This window comes from Aeromicrobium sp. (assembly GCF_049586495.1).
Classification (GTDB): Bacteria; Actinomycetota; Actinomycetes; order Propionibacteriales; family Nocardioidaceae; genus Aeromicrobium.
On record NZ_JBAVCB010000115.1, the window covers coordinates 1 to 18,177 of the forward strand.

The window sequence follows — 18,177 nt, forward strand, 5'->3', positions numbered from 1 at the left end:
CCGGCAGAGCGGCAAGGACGTCAAGCTGACCTCGAGCATCAAGGAGGGCATCGACCAGGAGCAGGCCAAGAAGGTCTCCAAGCTGATCCGCGACGAGGGTCCCAAGGGCGTCAAGGTGCAGATCCAGGGCGACGAGCTGCGGGTGTCGAGCAAGAAGCGCGACGATCTGCAGGAGATCATCGCCCTGGTCAAGGGCTCCGACCTCGACTTCGCGGTCCAGTTCGTCAACTACCGCTGATCCCCAGCCGATGGGGGTGAGACGGTCAGGAAGGTCACGGCAAAGCTCGCTTCGTCGTTCCACGGGACCAGGTCCCACGTCGCGAACCGTTGCTGGAGGGTGAGGCCGGCCGACACGACGTCACGGTCGAACTGCTCGACGGTGTACTCGCGGTCGGTGTGGAATCCGGTCACGATGCGGCCTCCGGGGCGCACGTGAGCGGCGACGCGACGCAGCACCTCGACCTCGCTGCCAGGGGCCAGGAACACCATCACGTTGCCGCCCATGACGACGGCGTCGAACGGGTCCTCGTCGAGGTCCAGCGAGCTCAGGTCGGCGACCTCCCACCGCGGTCCCGGGTGGTCGGTGCGAGCCGCGTCGATCAACACAGGATCGACATCAGCACCGACCACGACGTGTCCACGGTCGTGCAACGCCGCGCCGATCCGGCCCGGGCCGCAGCCCGCGTCGAGGATGCGCGAACCAGGCTCGACGATGGCGTCCATCAGCCGCGCCTCGCCGGCCAGATCGTCGCCATCAGCGGCCATCTTCCGGAATCGCTCGACATACCACTCGGAGTGGCCATCCTTGGTGTCGCTGAACCAGCGCGGAGTCGACGTGCCCATGCCGACCATGCTGCCACCCATGGTCGAGCGGAGGACTAGCATCGCGTGGTGACCACCGAGAAGCCCGTGCGCACCTCCTCGCAGAATGGCGTCCTGTTCGGCGTCGGCGCGTACCTGTGCTGGGGATTCTTCCCGCTGTACTGGCCCCTGCTCGACCCGGCGTCGGCCCTCGAGGTGCTGGCTCACCGGTTCATCTGGTCGATGGTGTTCGTGCTGGTCGCCGTCACCGCCATGCAGCGATGGAGGCCGTTCATCGCGATCGCGCGGGACCGGCGACTGATGGTGCTGCTGACATTCGCGGCCATCACGATCGCGTTCAACTGGGGGGGCTTCATCTACGGAGTCACGAGCGGGCACGTGGTCGAGACGTCGCTGGGATACTTCATCAACCCACTTGTCACCGTGCTTCTTGGGGTGTTCGTGCTCAAGGAGACGCTGCGGCCGATCCAGTGGGCCGCGGTCGGCGTGGGCGCCCTCGCGGTGCTGGTTCTTGCCATCGACTACGGTCGACCGCCGTGGATCGCCCTGCTGGTCGCCTTCTCCTTCGCGACCTACGGATTTCTCAAGAAGAAGGCAGACCTTCCCTCGTTGGAAGGGTTGGGCATGGAGACCCTGATCCTGACCCCGGTGGCCATTGGCTACCTCCTGGTTCTGGGGTTCACCGACCACCTCACCTTCGGCAGCGCAGGACCAGGAAACGTCATGTTGCTGATTGGCACCGGGGTGGTCACCGCGATCCCGTTGCTGCTGTTCAACGGTGCTGCCACCCGACTGTCGTTGACCACGATCGGACTGCTGCAGTACCTCGGACCATTCATCCAGTTCGTGCTGGGCCTGACGATCTTCGGCGAGGACATGACCTCGGCCCGCTGGGTCGGGTTCTTGCTGGTCTGGGCCGCGTTGGTCATCTTCACCACCGACGGGCTGATGAACCGGCGCCGCGCCCTGCGTCGAACCGGCGAGACCGCACCCGCGTGCTGAGGCTCAGCCGAGGCGGGTGACCACGACGTCGCAGACGTCGTAGAGGGCGCGACGGGCCGGGTTGTCGGGCAACTGCGCCAGCAGGGTTCGCGCGGCGTCTGCTTCGGTCTGCACGATGGCGCGAGCCTCATCCATGGCCGGGTGCACACGCAGCAGTGCCAACGCCTCAGCCAGCTCCTCGTCGTCGGTCAAGGGCCGCGCGAGCAGGTCCAGCAGCCTCGCATCTGCTGCATCCATCGACTTCTGAGCCAGCAGCGTGGGGAGGGTGGGCACCCCCTCGCGGAGGTCGGTGCCCGGGGTCTTGCCGGAATCGCCCGTCTCGCTGGCAATGTCGATGATGTCGTCAGCCAGCTGGAAGGCAGAGCCGATGCGCTCACCGAACTCGGTGAGGGCCGTCTCCACATCGGCGGGAGCGCCGGACATCTTGGCGCCGAACCGGGCTGAAGCGGCGATCAGCGACCCGGTCTTGTCCGCCACGACACCGAGGTAGTGGCCGAGGGCCGTGTCACCGTCCTGGGGTCCCAGGGTCTCGCGGATCTGGCCCCGCACCAGCCGAGAGAAGGTCTGCGCCTGGATTCGCACCATCTCCGGGCCCAGGTGCGAGACCAGCTCGGAGACCTGGGCGAACAGGAAGTCGCCGACCAGGATGGCCAGCGAGTTGTCCCACCGGGCGTTGGCGCTGGGCGCGCCGCGACGCTTGTCCGCTTCGTCCATGACGTCGTCGTGGTACAGCGTGGCCAGGTGCGTCAGCTCGACGACCACAGCGGCGGGCACGACGTCGTCGCGGGACGGATCGCCGAACTCGGCCGCCAGCATCGCGATCAGCGGCCGGAACCGTTTGCCGCCCGCATTCAGCAGGTGGGCTGCAGCCTCGGCGATGAAGGGTTCAGGCGCACGGGTGGCCTCCAGAAGTCGAGCCTCGACCTTCTCGACGCCCGCACTGACGCGTGCCTCCAGAGCCGGATCCTCGAAGAGAACTCCCAGACCAGACACGTGCTCCTCCTCTCGCCGCAGTGACTACTGGGCGCGTCAGCGCACGAAAGCGCCAGCGTGCTGGGCCAGGTCGAGCAATGGACCGGGCACGACACCCAGCACGACAGTCGCCGCAGCGGTCATCGCAATGACCACCGTAGTCAATCTGCCGGTCGCGGCCACGCTCGGGCCTGCGCCCACTGGATCGGTGAAGAACATCAGCACGATGACCCGCACGTAGAAGTACGCCGCGATCGCGCTGATCAGGACACCGGCCACGACCAGCGGCCAGTACCCGCCCGACCATGCGGCGCTGAACACCGCCCACTTGCCGATGAATCCGCCCGTCAGCGGGATGCCGGCGAAGGAGAGCATGAACAACGCGAAGCTGCCTGCCAGCAACGGCGACACCTTGCCCAGCCCAGCCCACTTCGACAAGTGCGTGGTCTCGCCACCGCCGTCACGCACCAGCGTGACCACGGCGAACGCGCCGATCGAGGAGATGCCGTAGATCGCGAGGTAGAACAACACGCTCGAGACCGAGGTGATGCGATCGCCATTCACCGGGCCCTGGTAGACGCCGACGAAGCCCACCAGCAGGAAGCCGGCGTGGGCGACCGAGGAGTAGGCGAGCATGCGCTTGACGTCAGTCTGCGAGATCGACACGATCGCGCCGAGGAACATCGTGATGACCGCGATGATCACGATCATCGGCCGCCAGTCCCATGACGAGCCGCCGAAGGCCACGAAGAACACCCGCATCAGCGCCAGGAAGGCGGCTGCCTTGGTTCCAGCGGCCATGAACGCGGTGACGGGAGTGGGAGCGCCCTGGTAGACGTCCGGCGTCCAGTTGTGGAACGGTGCAGCGCCGATCTTGAACAGCAGGCCGACAGCGATGAGCGCCATGCCCGCCAACAGGAGATTCTCCGAGCCGGATCGAGCCGACACAGCCGTGGCGATCTCGGACAGCCGAAAGCTGCCGGAGTAGCCGTAGACCAGCGCAATGCCGTAGAGGAAGAACACGGAGCTGAACGCGCCCAGCAGGAAGTACTTGAGTGCCGCCTCCTGACTCAGCAGGCGGCGACGACGGGCCAGGCCGCACAGCAGGTACAACGGCAGGCTCAGCACCTCGAGCGCCACGAACATGGTGAGCAGATCGTTCGACGAGGCGAACAGCATCATGCCCGACAGGGCGAACAGAGCCAGCGGGAAGACCTCGGAGTGCTCGATGCGCGCCTTGACGGCCTCGGCCTCGGCGGCCGATCCGGGGGCGTCAGCGGCGCGGCCGGTGAAGCTGCTGAGACCGCCGTCGAGACGACGCTCGGCGAACAGCAGGGTGCTGAGCAGCGCGAAGATCAGCAGGATGCCCCACGTGAACACGCCAGGCCCGTCGATCGACAGAGCGCCTTCGGCAGCAACCTGGCCTCGCCCCACGCGGGCGGCGTCGACCAGCGTGAGATCGGTGTACACCACGACGGTGTCGACGAACGCAGCGATGAGGCCCGCCACGGCGACGCCCGCCTGGATCGTGAACCGGTGCCGGCGGGGCAGGAACGACTCGACCAGCACGCCCACGATGGCGGCACCGACCACGATGAACACCGGCATCAGCAACGCGTACTGGATGTCCGGAGCGGCGATCGGCGGGCGGTCGATGACGGCGAGATGCGCGAAGCTCATCAGTGGCCTCCTTCCGCGGGAACAGTGACATCGATCGTGGTGGGTGTCCTGGGCGCCGGGTCACCCACGCCGACGCGGGACGCGACGGTGTCGATGGCCGGGTTGATGACATTGAGCAGCGGCTGCGGGAAGAATCCCAGTCCGATGATCAGGACCAGCGCCGGCGCCAGCGCCGTGATCTCGCGAGTGGTCAGATCGGTGACGCCCTCGGTGCCCGGCTGCTGCGGCCCGGTCATGGTGCGCTGGTACATGATCAGGATGTACAGCGCCGCCAGCACGATGCCTGACGTGGCGATCGTGGCCGCCGGGATCGAGCGCGTGAAGGTTCCCGCCAGGACCATGAACTCCGACACGAACGGGGCCAGTCCCGGCAGCGACAGGCTGGACAGGCCCGCGACCAGCAGCACACCGGACATGATCGGTGCGATCTTCTGCACGCCACCGAAGTCCCCGATGCTGGCCGATCCGCGGCGGGCGATCATGACGCCCGTCACGAGGAACAGCGCGGCTGTCGAGAGCCCATGGTTGAACATGTAGAGCGTCGAGCCGGCCATCGAGGTCGTGGTGAAGGCAAAGATGCCCAGCACGATGAAGCCGAAGTGCGACACCGATGTGAAGGCGACGAGCCGGCGGATGTCGTCCTGGCCGATCGCCAGCAGCGCGCCGTAGACGATGCTGACAACGGCCAGCGTGATGATGACCGGCGACGCCCAGTCGGCCGCGTTGGGGAACACGCCGAGGCACCAGATGAGCATCCCGAACGTGCCGATCTTGTCGACGACGCTGACCATCAGCACCGAGGTGCTCGGCGTCGCCTGCGCGGCGGCATCGGGCAGCCACGTGTGCAAGGGCCACAACGGCGCCTTGATCGCGAAGGCCGCCATGAAGCCACAGAACAAGAGGCGTTCGGTCGTGGTGCCCATGTCGAGCGCTTGCAGGTCGGACAGCAGGTACGAGGCCTCGCCCGCTTGCGCGCTCACGACGTACAGGCCGACGATGGCCGCCAGCATCAGCAGCCCGCCGACCAGGTTGTAGATCAGGAACTTGACCGCGGCGTACGACCGGTTGGACCCACCGAAGGAGCCGATCAGGAAGTAGAGCGGGATCAGCGTGGCCTCGAACATCACGTAGAAGAGAAACGCGTCCATCGAGGCGAAGGCCCCGATCGCGAGGCCCTCGACGGCCAGCATCCACGCCAGGTACGACGAGGTGCGACCGGGGTCGGGGAGACGGTCGCCCCAGGCGGCCAGCACGACCAGCGGGGTGAGGATCGTGGTGAGCAGGATCAGGGTGACCCCGATGCCGTTGACGCCGAGGGCATAGTGGGCGCCAAACGCCGAGATCCACTCGTGGTCGATGGTCAGCTGGTAGCCGCCGGGTCCGGTGAGGTCGAACTGCGCCAGCATCACCAGCGACAGAGCGAGGGTGATGATCGAGACGCCCAGCGCGACGACCTTGGGCCGCAGGTAGGGCGCCGGGCCGCCGCCGAGCGCGGCGACCAGCACAGCGCCGACCAGAGGAGTTGCGGCGAGGATCGTGAGGATCATGCGAGGGTCACCGCCAGGAGTACCAGGACGACGAGCAGGGCGCCGCCGAAGAGTGTGGCCGCATACGACCGGACATAGCCGGTCTGCGGCTTGCGCAGGAATTGCGAGGTGTCACCGAGCCGGTCGGCGACTCCCGTGACGAAGCCGTCGATGCCCTTGCCGTCGAGCCAGACCAGGAACCGAGTCAGATGCCGCGTGGGCAGCACCGCGATCGCGTCGTTGATCTGGTTGCCGTAGACCTCGTGGCGACCCGCGCGCGTGAAGAACGAGACCTCGGAGTCCGCAGGTGCGTCGACCGCGATCTCGCGGCGGTACAGCCACACGCCGAGCGCGACGCCAGAGGCGGCGACCAAGGTGATGATGACCGTCATGAGCCAGACCGGGATGCCGAGCTCGTGATGCTCCTCGGCTCCCACCACCGGCTCGAGCCACTCGGGAATGAAGTCGCTGATGATCAGCGCGCCACCGAGGACCGACAGGGCGCCGAGCGCCATCAGCGGAATGGTCATGACCTTGGGCGACTCGTGCGGTTCGACGCCATCGAGCCAGCGCTTCTGCCCGAAGAAGGTCATCATCATCAACCGGGTCATGTAGAACGCCGTGACACCGGCGCCGATCAACGCACCGAGCCCGACCCAGAATGATTCGGCGAACGCGGCCTCGATGATGAGGTCCTTGGAGAAGAATCCAGCGGTGCCGGGGAAGCCGATGATGGCCAGATAGCCGAGGCCGAAGGTCACGAACGTCACCGGCATGGCCGAGCGCAGGGCGCCGTAGTGCCGCATGTCGACGTCGTCGTCCATGCCGTGCATGACCGAGCCGGCGCCGAGGAACATGTTGGCCTTGAAGAAGCCGTGCGTGATCAGGTGGAAGACCGCGAAGGCGTAGCCCGCAGGTCCCAAACCGGCCGCCAGCATCATGTAGCCGATCTGGCTCATGGTCGATCCCGCCAGGGCCTTCTTGATGTCGTCCTTGGCGCAACCGATCCACGCACCGACGAGCAGCGTCACCAGGCCGACGATGATGACGGCGGTGCGGGCGGCCTCGCTGGCGTCGTAGATGCCCGATGAACGCACGACGAGGTAGACACCTGCCGTGACCATGGTGGCGGCGTGGATCAGTGCGGAGACGGGAGTGGGACCCTCCATGGCGTCGAGCAGCCAGCTCTGCAACGGCACCTGTGCTGACTTGCCACATGCGCCGAGCAGCAGCAGCAGCCCGAGCGCCGTGGCGACCGAGCCGCTGGCGCTGGTGACGGACGCGTTGACCGAGTCGATCGCCGACGTGCCAAATTGGGCGAACATCAACATGATTGCCAGCGCCATGCCGATGTCACCGACCCGGTTGACGACGAAGGCCTTCTTGGCGGCGGCCGCGGCCGACGGCTTGTGCTGCCAGAACCCGATCAGCAGGTACGACGCCAGACCGACGCCCTCCCAGCCCAGGAACAGCACCAGATAGTCGGCGGCCAGCACGAGCGTGAGCATGGCTGCGATGAAGATGTTGAGATACGCGAAGAATCGGCGGCGGCGCTCGTCGTGCGCCATGTAGCCGATCGAGTAGACGTGGATCAGCGTGCCGACACCCGTGATGAGCAGGACGAAGAGGCCTGACAACTGGTCGAAGGTGAATGACATGTCGACGTGGAAGCGCCCTGCGTCGATCCAGGTGAACAGATTCGCGGTGTGCGAGCGCTCCTCCGCATCACTGCCGACGAGATCGAGGAACAAGATCGCGCCGAAGACGAAGGAGAAGGTGGACGCCAGAGTGGCGATGAGGTGACCGAAGGCGTCGGACTCCTTGCCCCACACCAGCAGACCGAGGCCGCTGACCAGCGGAACGGCAATGAGCAGCCATTGGAGATCGAACATGTCGGTGCCCCTACGCCTTCAGCAGATTCGCGTCGTCGACCGAGATCGATCGTCGCGTGCGGTAGATGGACACGATGATGGCCAGGCCCACCACGACTTCAGCGGCGGCGACGACCATGACGAAGAAAGCCGCGACCTGCCCGTCGAGATTGCCGGTCTGGCGCGAGAAGCTGACGAAGGCCAGGTTCGTGGCGTTGAGCATCAGCTCGATGCACATGAACACCACGATGGCGTTGCGTCGCACGAGCACGCCGACCGCACCGATGGTGAACAAGATCAGCGACAGTGAGATGTACTCGTTCACTTCTCGCCTCCGCCCAGAGGTCCGTTGCCGTCGGAGTCGGTGCCATCGAGCTGACGCTGCACGGTCTCGATGTCGTCGTCGTAGCCGTCCCGCACCTGGCCACGCGCCACGATGCTGGGCGACACCGAGCCGTCGACGGCGGTGCCGTCGGGCAGGAGGGCCGGGGTGTCGACCGCGTTGTGGCGGGCGAAGACGCCCGGCGTCGGCGGGTTGCCCGGGTGCCGGCCGGTCTCGGCATAGTCGCGCATGCGCTGCAGGGCCAGACCGCTCTGGGTGGGACGGGCGAACAGCCGTTCCTTGTGCGCCAGCACCATGGCGCCCATGGCTGCAGTGATCAGCAGGGCGCTGGTGAACTCGAAAGCCAGGACGTACTTGCCAAACAGCAGCTCGGCCAGGCCGTAGGGGTTGCCGTTGCCATTGGCCGCGCTCAGGCCGATGACGGCGCCCGAGACGGTCTGACCGATCGCCAGCACGACGGTGATGCCGAACAACCCGCCGAGCAGGACGGCGATCCACCGCTGCCCGCCGATCGTCTCCGCCACCGCATCAGCGGAGTCGACGCCGACCAGCATCAGCACGAACAAGAACAGCATCATGATCGCGCCGGTGTAGACGATGATCTGCACCGCAAAGAGGAACGGGGCGTCGAGGGCGGCGTACAAGATGGCCAGGCTGATCATCACGATCGCCAGGCACAAGGCTGCGTGCACGGCCTTGCGCACGAACAGCAGGCCGAGAGCCGAGATCACCATCAGCGGGGCGAGAATCCAGAACGTGGTCATGCGGGCGGCTCTCCGCTCGTGGTCTGCACGATCGGCAGCTGCTTGCCGCGGTAGTAGTCCTGGTGGTCGTCACTGATCAACATGTCATGCGGGGGTTCGGTCATGCCCGGCAGCAACGGTGCGAGCAGATCGGTCTTCTCGTAGATCAGATCGGCGCGGTTGTTGTCGGCCAGCTCGTACTCGTTCGTCATGGTCAGCGCGCGGGTGGGGCACGCCTCGATGCACAGCCCACACAGGATGCAGCGCAGGTAGTTGATCTGATAGACGCTGCCGTACCGCTCGCCAGGGCTCATGCGATGGTCGTCGGTGTTCGACGCGCCCTCGACGTAGATGGCATCGGCCGGGCAGGCCCAGGCGCACAGCTCGCAGCCGATGCACTTCTCGAGTCCGTCCGGCCAGCGATTGAGCTGGTGCCGTCCGTGGAAGCGCGGCGCCGTGGGCACCTTCTCGAACGGGTACTGCTCGGTGACGGTCTTGCGGAACATGGTGCGGAACGTGACGCCGAACCCGGCGATCGGGTCCCACAGCGTCTCCTTGATCGGATTGCTCACGACGTGCTCCTGTCGGTGGTGGCGGGCAGCACCTGATCGCCCATGGGCGGGACCGGGTAGCCGCCGGCAAAGGCGTCGAACTCCACGGCGTCAGGCTCCGGCTCGGGTTCGGGCTTCTTCTCGGGGATCAAGAACGTGGCGAGGATCAGCACGCCGGCGACGATCGCGAACCACATCAGGGCGTCTTGGCCCAACATGTCCTCGCTCTTGAGCTTGCGGATCAGTCCGACCGCGATGATCCAGACCAACGAGACCGGAATGAGGATCTTCCAGCCGAAGTTCATGAACTGGTCGTAGCGCATCCGCGGCAGGGTGCCGCGCAACCAGACGAAGAAGAAGATGAAGCCCAGCGTCTTGAGGAAGAACCACAGCACGGGCCACCAACCCTCGTTGGCGCCGGCCCAGACGGTGCCGATGCCGAAGGGTGCCCGCCAGCCGCCGAGGAACAAGGTCGTGGCGAGTGCCGAGACCGTGACCATGTTGACGTACTCGGCCAGGAAGAACAGGGCGAACTTCAGCGAGGAGTACTCGGTGTGGAAGCCACCGACCAGCTCGCCCTCGGCCTCGGGGAGGTCGAACGGCGCGCGGTTGGTCTCACCGACCATCGCGATGACGTAGATCACGAATGAGGGGAACAGCGGCAGGAAGTACCAGAGGTCGGTCTGCGCGTCGACGATCTCGGAGGTTGACATCGAGCCGGCGTACATGAACACCGACACGAACGACAGACCCATCGCGACCTCGTAGGAGATGACCTGGGCGCTGGAGCGCAGTCCGCCGAGCAGAGCGTAGATCGAGCCGGAGGACCAGCCGGCCAGCACGATGCCGTAGACCCCGATCGAGGTGACGGCCAGGATGTAGAGCACCGCGACTGGCAGGTCGGTGAGCTGCAGCGGCGTGACCGTGTCGGTGAAGGGGATGCGCGCCTCGGGACCGAACGGGATGACTGCCCAGGCGAGGAACGCCGGGATTGTAGCGAGGATCGGGGCCAGGATGTAGACGACCTTGTCGGCCGCCTTGACGATGATGTCTTCCTTGAGCGCCAGCTTCACGCCGTCGGCGAGGCTTTGCAGCAGTCCGAACGGACCGTTGACGTTGGGGCCGACACGGTGCTGCATGCGGGCCACGACGCGACGCTCGAACCAGATGTTGAACAGCGTGTAGACCAGCAGAAAAGCGAAGATCAGCACCGCCTTGAGGATGATGACCCAGACCGGCTCGTTGCCGAAGATGTCACTCACGATGCATCTCCGTTCGCCGCACCGAGGCTGACATGGCCGCCATGGGCCACGCCGAGCGATGACGCGAGGCTGATGCCGTTGTTGGCCGGCGCCCAGACGACACCGTCGGGCAGATCCGCGACCGCCGAGGGGAAGGTGACGCTCCCGGACTCGGTGGACACCGTGGCTGGTTCGCCGGGCTCGACATCGAAGGCCTTGAGGGTGGCCTCGCTGGCCAGCAGCACTGCCGGACGTTCGGTGGCGTGATACTCCTTCTGGCCATCCTGTCCGCGGGCGTCGTCGACCAGCTGGCGCCAGGTGGCGAGCACGACCTGGCGCTTGGGCGCGACGTCGTCAGCCAGCGCAACCTGGGGGGCCGTGGAGCGCTCGCCGTCCCACGGACCGAGCTCGTCGAGCGCCGCGCGGGCCGCCGAGACGGTCCGAAATCCCAGCGGGCGGCCGAGCTCTTCGGCGATGCCGGCCAGCACCCGGATGTCGGTCAACGAGTTGGGTTCATGCAGCACGGCGGGGAAGGGACGCACGCGGCCTTCCCAGTTGATGAACGATCCCGGTCGCTCGACCATCGGGGCCACGGGAAGCACGACATCTGCGGCCTCGGTGACCTCGCTGCGGCGCACCTCGAGGCTGACGAGGAAGGGCACCTTGGCCAGCGCGGCTCGAGCCGTGAGTGCGTCGGGCAGATCGTCGATCTCGACTCCACCGACCACCAGTGCCTTGAGGCCGCCGGTGGAGGCGGCCTTCAAGATCGCGGACGCGTCCCGCCCGACCTTGGCGGGAAGCGAGGTGACGCCCCAGGCGGCGGCGGCATCGGCGCGCGCCTCGGCGTTGTCGACCGGGCGACCGCCCGGCAGCAGACCGGGCAGACAACCAGCGTCAACCGCGCCGCGATCGCCCGCGCGACGCGGAATCCACGCGACCCGCGCTCCGGACAAGGACGCCGCCGCCGCGACAGCGCTGAAGCCGCCGGGGACGGACGCGATGCGCTCGCCGACGCAGATGACGCTCTGGGCGTCCAGCTCGAGGGCTGCGACGGCAGCCGCTTCGTGACCGGGGACGGTCTGGACCAGCTTCCCGTTCATCTTGGTCAGGCCGCGGGTGGCGTGACTGGCGACCGACACGATCTGGACGCCAGACTCCTTGGCAGCGCGACGCAGCCGCAGGAACACGGTGCCGGCCTCATCCTCTGGTTCCAGTCCGACGAGGACGACCGTGGACGCGCGCTCCAGGTCCGCGAAGGTGACGCCGAGGGCGGTGCCCCCCACGTGCGAGGCGAGGAACGCGGCTTCCTCGTCGGAGTGCGCGCGGGCCCGGAAGTCGACGTCGTGCGTGCCGAGCACGGCGCGCGCAAACGTTGAGTAGGCAAAGGCATCCTCGACGGTGAGCCGGCCGCCTGGCAGCACACCGACCTTGCCCTTGGCCGAGGCCAACCCCCGCGCAGCGGCAGCCAGGGCAGCTGGCCACGACGCGGTCTGCAGCACGCCGTTCTCGTCGCGTACCAGCGGCGACGTGAGACGGTCAGCCTCGGTGGCGTACGTGAAGCAGAACCGATCCTTGTCGGTGATCCACTCTTCGTTCACCTCAGGATCGTTGCCGGCCAGGCGGCGCATGACCTTGCCGCGGCGATGATCGACACGGATCGCAGATCCGCTGGAATCGTGCTCGGCGATCGACGGCGTGGACACCAGGTCGAAAGGGCGCGATCGGAAGCGGTAGTCGGCGCTGGTCAGCGCCCCGACGGGGCAGATCTGGATCGTGTTGCCGGAGAAGTAGGAGCTGAACGGCTGCTCTTCATAGATGCCGACCTGCTGCTGGGAGCCGCGGTCCAACAGCTCGATGAAGGGGTCGCCGGCGATCTGTTCGGAGAATCGGGTGCAGCGGGCGCACAGCACGCAGCGCTCGCGGTCGAGCAGCACCTGCTCGCTGACCTTGATCGGTTTGGGAAACGTGCGCTTGGTCTCGACGAAGCGCGATTCGCCTGCACCGTGGGTCATCGACTGGTTCTGCAGGGGGCACTCCCCGCCCTTGTCGCAGACCGGGCAGTCGAGCGGGTGGTTGATCAACAAGAACTCGAGATTGCCGCGCTGGGCCTTGGCTGCGACCTCGGAGGTGACCTGGGACTGCACGACCATGCCGTCGGCGACCTCGATGGTGCACGACGCCTGCGGCTTGGGGAAGCCGCGGCCGTTACCGGCGTCGGGGATGTCGACCAGGCACTGGCGGCAGGCTCCCACCGGTTCGAGCAGGGGGTGGTCGCAAAAACGCGGGATCTCGACGCCGATGACTTCAGCAGCGCGGATCACCAAGGTGCCCTTGGGAACGCTGACCTCGACGTCGTCGATGGTCAGGGTGACCAGCTCGACCGGGGTCGTCGACTCGGGCGTCGTCTCGATGGTCATACCGAGACCTCCTGGGGAAACAGCGTGGACGTGGCCGGCGAGAAGAGCTCGGCCGACGGCGTGTGCATGCCTGCCTCGAACTCCTCGCGGAAGTACTCGATGGCCGAGGTGATCGGGCTGGTGGCTCCATCGCCAAGCGCACAGAACGATCGCCCGAGGATGTTGTCGCACAGGTCGACCAGCAGGTCGATGTCGCGTTCCTGGCCCTCACCTCGATTGAGACGGTCGAGGATCTGGACCAACCAGTAGGTTCCCTCGCGACATGGTGTGCACTTGCCACAGGACTCGTGCCTGTAGAACTCGGTCCAGCGCAGCACACACCGAACGACCGAGGTGGTCTGGTCGAAGATCTGCAAGGCACGCGTGCCGAGCATGGATCCGGCAGCACCGACGGACTCGTAGTCCAGCGGCATGTCGAGGTGTTCGGCGGTGAGCAACGGGGTGGACGATCCGCCGGGGGTCCAGAACTTGAGCTCGCTGCCCTCGCGCATCCCGCCCCCGAGATCGATCAACTCGCGCAGCGTGATGCCCAGCGGCGCCTCGTACTGACCGGGGGTCTTGACATGACCAGACAAGGAGTAGAGGACGAACCCATTGGACTTCTCGGTGCCCAGACCGGCGAACCACTCCTCGCCTTCGCGCACGATGGCGGGGACCGACGCAATGGACTCGACGTTGTTGATGACGGTGGGCGAGGCGTACAGGCCAGCGACGGCCGGGAACGGCGGACGCAGACGCGGCTGGCCGCGACGGCCTTCCAGCGAGTCCAGCAGTGCCGTCTCCTCGCCACAGATGTAGGCACCGGCTCCTGCGTGGATGACCAGGTCGATGCTGACGCCTGAGCTGAGGATGTTCTCACCGAGGTAGCCGGCTGCATAGGCTTCGCGACAGGCCGCCTGCAGGCGACGGATGACGTGCAGCACCTCGCCACGCACGTAGATGAACGCATGCTGAGCGTTGATCGCGTGAGCGGCGATGATGACGCCCTCGATCAGCGTGTGCGGCGTGGCCATCATGAGCGGGATGTCCTTGCAGGTTCCCGGCTCCGACTCATCGGCGTTGACCACGAGGTACTTGGGTTTGGGATTGTCCTGCGGAATGAAGCCCCACTTCATGCCCGTGGGGAAACCTGCGCCGCCTCGTCCACGGAGCCCGGACTCCTTGACCATCTCCACGACGTCCTCGGGCTTCATCGCCAAGGCCTTCTCGAGGGCGTCATACCCACCGGTCTCGCGGTAGGCGGCCAAGGTCCAGGCGCGGTCGTTGCCCCAGTCAGCGCTGAGGACTGGCGTCAAGGGGTCAGTCATGGTCAGAACCTCCACCCTCGACGTCGGCATCGCTCTGGTCGGCGACGGTCTCGCTCTCGGCGCGCGCCGTGTCGGCTTCCTGGACTGCTTCCGCCGCGCCGTCGGCCGGCGTGGAGCCGCCCTGGGAGCCTCCGGCGTTCCACCCGTTGGCCTTGGCGATGTCCAGGCCGACCAGTGACGCGGGGCCCGCAGTCGGGCCTTCGTCGACTCGGCCGTCCTCGAAGCCGGCGATGACCCGCTCGGCCTCGCGCCACGAGGTGATCGTGCCGCCGCGGGTGCTCTGCACCGTCTCGCCGGCCCGCAGCTGGTCGACCAGCTCAATGGCTGACTCCGGGGTCTGGTTGTCGAAGAATTCCCAGTTGACCGTCATGACCGGCGCGTAGTCGCATGCCGCATTGCACTCGATGTGCTCGAGGGTGACCTTGCCGTCATCGGTGGTCTCGTCGTTGCCGACCTCGAGGTGACCCTTGAGCCGCTCGAAGATCAAGTCGCCGCCCATGACAGCGCACAGCGTGTTGGTGCAGACGCCGACGTGGTGCTCGCCCATCGGTCGGCGCTTGTACATCGTGTAGAACGTCGCGACGCCAGACACCTCGGCCGCGCTGATGTTCAGGATGTCGGCGCAGATCTCCACGCCCTCGTTGGTGACACAGCCCTCGGTGGACTGGACCAGGTGCAGCATGGGCAGCAGCCCGGACCGGGCCTGCGGATAGCGAGCCGCAATCTCACGCATCTCGGCGATCGTCGTGTCCGACAGCGTCATCGGTCGACACCTCCCATCACGGGGTCGATGCTGGCGATGGCAACGATGACGTCGGAGAGCATGGAGCCTTCGCTCATGACCGAGGTGGCCTGCAGGTTCACGAACGACGGATCGCGGAAGTGGGCGCGGTACGGACGAGTGCCGCCATCGGAGACGACGTGGCAGCCGATCTCACCGCGCGGCGCCTCGATGGCGCCATACGCCTGACCCGGCGGAACGCGGAATCCTTCGGTCACGATCTTGAAGTGATGGATCAACGCCTCCATCGACTCACCCATGATGTGGCGGATGTGCTCGGCGGAGTTGCCCTGGCCGTCGGCGCCCACGCTCAGCTGCGAGGGCCACGCAATCTTCTTGTCCGCGACCATGACCGGCATGCCCTGCATCTGGGCGAGGCGCTCGGTGGCCTGTTCGACGATCTTGATGGACTCCCACATCTCGTCGAGCCGGATGCGGAACCGGCCGTAGGCGTCCGGCTCGTCGCGGGTGACGACCTCGAAGTCGTAGCTGTCGTAGCCCCAGTACGGCTGCTTGGTGCGCAGATCCCAGTCGAAGCCCGTGGATCGCAGGACCGGTCCGGTCATGCCCAGCGCCATGCACCCGGCGAGGTCGAGGTAGCCGATGTCCTTCAGGCGGCCCTTGAAGATGGGGTTGGCATTGCACAGTGCCGCGTACTCGGGCAGACGCTTCTTGAGCAACCTGACAGCCGCGCGTACCTGCTCGATCGCACCGTCGGGCAGGTCTTGCGCGACGCCACCGGGGCGGAAGAACGCGTGATTCATGCGCAACCCGGTGATGGTCTCGAAGATGTCGAGGATGATCTCGCGGTCGCGGAAGCCGCACGTCATGACCGTGAGCGCGCCGATCTCCATGCCGCCGGTGGCGATGCACACCAGGTGCGAGCTGATCCGGTTCAGCTCCAGCAGGAGGACACGCATCACCTCTGCCTTCTCGGGAACCTCGATCTCCAGCAGCTTCTCCACGCCCATGACGTAGGCAGCCTCGTTGGAGAACGGCGCGACGTAGTCCATGCGCGTGCAGAACGTGACGCCCTGCGTCCAGGTGCGGTACTCCATGTTCTTCTCGATGCCGGTGTGCAGATAGCCGATGCCGGGACGAGCATCGCGAACCGTCTCGCCGTCGATCTCCAGGACGAGGCGAAGCACTCCGTGGGTGGACGGGTGCTGCGGGCCCATGTTGATGACCATGCGGTCACCTTCGACGCCCGCAGCGTCGATGGTGTCCCAGTCCTGACCGGTGACGGTGAACACCGGACCCTCGTGGGTGTCGGTGGCGCCGGCGTAGGGGTCTTGGGTGGTGGTCACGAGTAGCTCCTGCGCTCGTCCGGTGGTGCGATGGTGCCGCCCTTGTACTCCACGGGAATGCCGCCCAGGGGGTAGTCCTTGCGTTGGGGGTGGCCCGGCCAGTCATCCGGCATCAGGATGCGGGTGAGTGCGGGGTGGCCGTCGAAGACGACGCCAAACATGTCCCACGTCTCGCGCTCGTGCCAGTCGGCGGTCGGGTAGATCGCCACGACGCTCGGGATGTGCGGCTCGGAGTCAGGGGCCGAGACCTCGACGCGGATGCGGCGGTTGTGGGTCATCGAGAGCAGGTGGTAGGCCACGTGGAGCTCGCGGTCGGTGTCGTGCGGGAAGTGCACGCCACTGATGCTGGAACAGAATTCAAAGCGCAGCGACTGAGCGTTGCGCAGCTGGGTGACCACCTCGAGCAGCTCCGAGGGACGGACGTGGAAGGTGATCTCGCCGCGGTCGATGACGACCTTCTCGATGGCTCCCTCAGGGACCAGCGCAGCGAGGTCGTCAGCCACCTGGTCGTACCAGCCGCCGAAGGGGCGGGAGGCCGCGCCGGGCATGACAACCGGGCGGGTGAGTCCGCCGAAACCGCTGGTGTCACCGGTGCCGTGGGCGCCGAACGCTCCTTCGCGGACCTCGACGATCTCGAGATTGCGGGGGTCGTTCTCGGCCAGCTCCGGCGCGATGGTCTTCGACAGATCCTGGGTCTCGTCACTCATCGCATGAGGCCCTTCATGGCCGAGGTCGGCGTGGCGAGCAGCGCCACCTTCTCCTGCTCGGCAATCTGGGCGACCCGGTTCGCGCCGAGCTTCTCGTTCTGGATCTGGTCGTGCAACTTCAGGATCGCGTCGATCAGCATCTCGGGACGGGGCGGGCAGCCCGGCAGGTACATGTCGACCGGCACGACGTGGTCGACGCCCTGCACGATGGCGTAGTTGTTGAACATGCCGCCGGAGCTGGCGCAGACGCCCATCGCTATCACGTACTTGGGGCCGGCCATCTGGTCGTAGATCTGACGCAGGACAGGAGCCATCTTGTTGCTGACGCGGCCGGCGACGATCATCAGATCGGCTTGGCGCGGCGAGGGGCGAAAGACCTCCATGCCGAAGCGCGAGGAGTCGAAACGGGGGGCGCCGAAGGTCATCATCTCGATGGCACAGCACGCCAGGCCGAAGGTGGCCGGCCAGAACGACGCCTTGCGCATGTAGCCGGCGAGTCCCTCGACGGTCGAGAGCAGAACTCCGCTGGGCAGCTTCTCTTCTAGTCCCATTCCAGACCTCCACGTCGCCAGACGTATGCGTAAGCGATGAACACGGTGATCATGAAGATGAACATCTCGATCAGACCGAACCAGCCGAGCGAGTCGAAGGCGACGGCGAACGGGTAGAGGAAGATGATCTCGATGTCGAAGACGATGAACAGCATCGCGATGATGAAGTAGCGGATCGAGATCTTGCCCCCGCCCTCCGGCAGCGGGCTGGGCTCGATACCCGACTCGTAGCGGTCGAGCTTGGCCCGGTTGTACCGCTTGGGACCGGTCATGCTGCCCGCGAGGATGCTGAAGATCGCGAACCCGGCGGCAAGGGCGCCCAACGCCAAGATCGGGGTGTACTCCGTCATCACACA

The 18,177-nt window shown here is 66.4% G+C and carries 18 protein-coding genes; 2 read left to right on the plus strand and 16 right to left on the minus strand.

The window, feature by feature from the left end:
- Positions 1-238 (plus strand): DUF520 family protein (locus WB508_RS06205; protein WP_423844013.1); only part of this gene is annotated, 238 nt, incomplete at its 5' end.
- On the opposite strand, the gene WB508_RS06210 is transcribed toward WB508_RS06205, so the two are convergent.
- A complete protein-coding gene (locus WB508_RS06210) occupies positions 229-843 on the minus strand; it encodes a class I SAM-dependent methyltransferase (RefSeq protein ID WP_423844014.1) in 615 nt (204 codons plus the stop codon). The genes WB508_RS06205 and WB508_RS06210 overlap by 10 nt on opposite strands.
- A 48-nt stretch (positions 844-891) precedes the next feature.
- On the opposite strand from WB508_RS06210, the gene rarD reads away from it, so the two are divergent.
- Positions 892-1,824 carry an EamA family transporter RarD gene (gene rarD, locus WB508_RS06215; RefSeq protein ID WP_423844015.1) on the plus strand — a complete coding sequence of 311 codons (933 nt, stop codon included), beginning with the start codon at positions 892-894 and terminating at the stop codon, positions 1,822-1,824.
- Positions 1,825-1,827: 3 nt separating this feature from the next.
- Here the strand turns inward: rarD and WB508_RS06220 are convergent, their stop codons facing one another.
- Genes WB508_RS06220 through WB508_RS06290 form a run of 15 tightly spaced genes read right to left on the minus strand, consistent with a single transcriptional unit; the run spans position 1,828 to position 18,171 of the window.
- A complete protein-coding gene (locus WB508_RS06220) occupies positions 1,828-2,817 on the minus strand; it encodes a polyprenyl synthetase family protein (protein WP_423844016.1) in 990 nt (329 codons plus the stop codon).
- A gap of 36 nt (positions 2,818-2,853) precedes the next feature.
- The gene (gene nuoN / locus WB508_RS06225) at positions 2,854-4,476 is read right to left on the minus strand and encodes an NADH-quinone oxidoreductase subunit NuoN (protein ID WP_423844017.1); all 1,623 of its coding nucleotides are present in this window, start codon (positions 4,474-4,476) and stop codon (positions 2,854-2,856) included.
- Positions 4,476-6,023 (minus strand): NADH-quinone oxidoreductase subunit M, encoded by a 1,548-nt coding sequence (locus tag WB508_RS06230; RefSeq protein ID WP_423844018.1) that lies wholly within the window; start codon positions 6,021-6,023, stop codon positions 4,476-4,478. Before WB508_RS06230 ends, nuoN begins: the two co-directional genes overlap by 1 nt.
- Complete coding sequence (gene nuoL, locus WB508_RS06235; protein WP_423844019.1) at positions 6,020-7,894, minus strand: NADH-quinone oxidoreductase subunit L; 1,875 nt, start codon at positions 7,892-7,894, stop codon at positions 6,020-6,022. Before nuoL ends, WB508_RS06230 begins: the two co-directional genes overlap by 4 nt.
- 10 nt (positions 7,895-7,904) lie before the next feature.
- The gene (gene nuoK / locus WB508_RS06240; protein ID WP_423844020.1) at positions 7,905-8,198 is read right to left on the minus strand and encodes an NADH-quinone oxidoreductase subunit NuoK; all 294 of its coding nucleotides are present in this window, start codon (positions 8,196-8,198) and stop codon (positions 7,905-7,907) included.
- Positions 8,195-8,980 carry an NADH-quinone oxidoreductase subunit J gene (locus WB508_RS06245; RefSeq protein WP_423844021.1) on the minus strand — a complete coding sequence of 262 codons (786 nt, stop codon included), beginning with the start codon at positions 8,978-8,980 and terminating at the stop codon, positions 8,195-8,197. Before WB508_RS06245 ends, nuoK begins: the two co-directional genes overlap by 4 nt.
- A complete protein-coding gene (nuoI, locus tag WB508_RS06250; protein ID WP_423844022.1) occupies positions 8,977-9,531 on the minus strand; it encodes an NADH-quinone oxidoreductase subunit NuoI in 555 nt (184 codons plus the stop codon). The genes WB508_RS06245 and nuoI overlap by 4 nt, the downstream gene beginning before the upstream one ends.
- On the minus strand, positions 9,528-10,772 hold the full coding sequence (gene nuoH / locus WB508_RS06255) for an NADH-quinone oxidoreductase subunit NuoH (RefSeq protein ID WP_423844023.1): 1,245 nt from the start codon (positions 10,770-10,772) through the stop codon (positions 9,528-9,530). The genes nuoI and nuoH overlap by 4 nt, the downstream gene beginning before the upstream one ends.
- Positions 10,769-13,168 (minus strand): NADH-quinone oxidoreductase subunit G, encoded by a 2,400-nt coding sequence (locus WB508_RS06260; protein WP_423844024.1) that lies wholly within the window; start codon positions 13,166-13,168, stop codon positions 10,769-10,771. The genes nuoH and WB508_RS06260 overlap by 4 nt, the downstream gene beginning before the upstream one ends.
- Positions 13,165-14,475: an NADH-quinone oxidoreductase subunit NuoF gene (nuoF, locus tag WB508_RS06265; protein ID WP_423844025.1), complete on the minus strand. Its 1,311-nt coding sequence runs from the start codon at positions 14,473-14,475 to the stop codon at positions 13,165-13,167. Before nuoF ends, WB508_RS06260 begins: the two co-directional genes overlap by 4 nt.
- Positions 14,468-15,238: an NADH-quinone oxidoreductase subunit NuoE gene (gene nuoE, locus WB508_RS06270; RefSeq protein ID WP_423844026.1), complete on the minus strand. Its 771-nt coding sequence runs from the start codon at positions 15,236-15,238 to the stop codon at positions 14,468-14,470. The genes nuoF and nuoE overlap by 8 nt, the downstream gene beginning before the upstream one ends.
- Positions 15,235-16,563: an NADH-quinone oxidoreductase subunit D gene (locus tag WB508_RS06275; RefSeq protein ID WP_423844027.1), complete on the minus strand. Its 1,329-nt coding sequence runs from the start codon at positions 16,561-16,563 to the stop codon at positions 15,235-15,237. The genes nuoE and WB508_RS06275 overlap by 4 nt, the downstream gene beginning before the upstream one ends.
- The gene (locus WB508_RS06280; RefSeq protein WP_423844028.1) at positions 16,560-17,270 is read right to left on the minus strand and encodes an NADH-quinone oxidoreductase subunit C; all 711 of its coding nucleotides are present in this window, start codon (positions 17,268-17,270) and stop codon (positions 16,560-16,562) included. The genes WB508_RS06275 and WB508_RS06280 overlap by 4 nt, the downstream gene beginning before the upstream one ends.
- Positions 17,267-17,821 carry a NuoB/complex I 20 kDa subunit family protein gene (locus WB508_RS06285; protein ID WP_423844029.1) on the minus strand — a complete coding sequence of 185 codons (555 nt, stop codon included), beginning with the start codon at positions 17,819-17,821 and terminating at the stop codon, positions 17,267-17,269. The genes WB508_RS06280 and WB508_RS06285 overlap by 4 nt, the downstream gene beginning before the upstream one ends.
- The gene (locus WB508_RS06290; RefSeq protein ID WP_423844030.1) at positions 17,812-18,171 is read right to left on the minus strand and encodes an NADH-quinone oxidoreductase subunit A; all 360 of its coding nucleotides are present in this window, start codon (positions 18,169-18,171) and stop codon (positions 17,812-17,814) included. The genes WB508_RS06285 and WB508_RS06290 overlap by 10 nt, the downstream gene beginning before the upstream one ends.
- Positions 18,172-18,177: the final 6 nt, after the last annotated feature.

Excerpts from the sequence above, each read along its gene's own strand:
- WB508_RS06210 (WP_423844014.1), bottom strand. The coding sequence starts at position 843 with ATGGGCACGTCGACTCCGCGCTGGTTCAGCGACACCAAGGATGGCCAC.
- nuoN (WP_423844017.1), bottom strand. The coding sequence starts at position 4,476 with ATGAGCTTCGCGCATCTCGCCGTCATCGACCGCCCGCCGATCGCCGCT.
- WB508_RS06230 (WP_423844018.1), bottom strand. The coding sequence starts at position 6,023 with ATGATCCTCACGATCCTCGCCGCAACTCCTCTGGTCGGCGCTGTGCTG.
- nuoL (WP_423844019.1), bottom strand. The coding sequence starts at position 7,894 with ATGTTCGATCTCCAATGGCTGCTCATTGCCGTTCCGCTGGTCAGCGGC.
- WB508_RS06245 (WP_423844021.1), bottom strand. The coding sequence starts at position 8,980 with ATGACCACGTTCTGGATTCTCGCCCCGCTGATGGTGATCTCGGCTCTC.
- WB508_RS06260 (WP_423844024.1), bottom strand. The coding sequence starts at position 13,168 with ATGACCATCGAGACGACGCCCGAGTCGACGACCCCGGTCGAGCTGGTC.
- nuoF (WP_423844025.1), bottom strand. The coding sequence starts at position 14,475 with ATGACTGACCCCTTGACGCCAGTCCTCAGCGCTGACTGGGGCAACGAC.
- nuoE (WP_423844026.1), bottom strand. The coding sequence starts at position 15,238 with ATGACGCTGTCGGACACGACGATCGCCGAGATGCGTGAGATTGCGGCT.
- WB508_RS06280 (WP_423844028.1), bottom strand. The coding sequence starts at position 17,270 with ATGAGTGACGAGACCCAGGATCTGTCGAAGACCATCGCGCCGGAGCTG.
- WB508_RS06285 (WP_423844029.1), bottom strand. The coding sequence starts at position 17,821 with ATGGGACTAGAAGAGAAGCTGCCCAGCGGAGTTCTGCTCTCGACCGTC.
- WB508_RS06290 (WP_423844030.1), bottom strand. The coding sequence starts at position 18,171 with ATGACGGAGTACACCCCGATCTTGGCGTTGGGCGCCCTTGCCGCCGGG.